The sequence below is a fragment of the Dietzia sp. IBK-p2-16D genome, from assembly GCF_057773085.1.
In genome coordinates, this window is sequence record NZ_JBYMTL010000022.1 from 1 (window position 1) to 519 (window position 519).

Sequence of the window (519 nt, forward strand, 5' to 3'; positions counted from 1 at the left end):
GTCAAATAGAATATTAGTTGTCGGATTTTCTAATTATGATTCAACAGCGGATGATAGACAGGTTTCAGGCGTTACCTATGGCGGTCAAGCTCTCACGAAAGTCACTAATTCAGTAGGGGATAATGGTACGTCAAATGGACGAGCTGAGCTGTGGTATCTCATCAACCCACCTACCGGTTCAAATAATCTCATCGTTACTTTTGCGGGAGCCAATGATGTCATAAACTCAGATTATTTTTACGCTGTTTTCACAGGAGTTGACCAGAGCACTCCAATCAATACATCAGGAAATCACACTACCACCGGAGGTACACAAGACCGGATTACTCTTACCACTACGGTGGCAGATTGTATGCTGATTGATGTAAATAACGGAGACGCTGGTGGGCAAACTCTCGGAGCTGGTCAAACCTCTCTGATGGATTTAAGTGGGAGCACAGGGCGTGGGAGTTATAAGCTAGCTACGACAACTGGGGCGTATAACATGGATATGAACACTGGTTCTAATGATAACTACGC

General features: G+C 44.5%; 1 protein-coding gene. It reads left to right on the forward strand.

Annotated features, from left to right (window positions below; genetic code table 11):
• Nucleotides 1-519 (forward strand): hypothetical protein (locus AC3DE3_RS17140; RefSeq protein WP_488370826.1); only part of this gene is annotated, 519 nt, incomplete at both ends.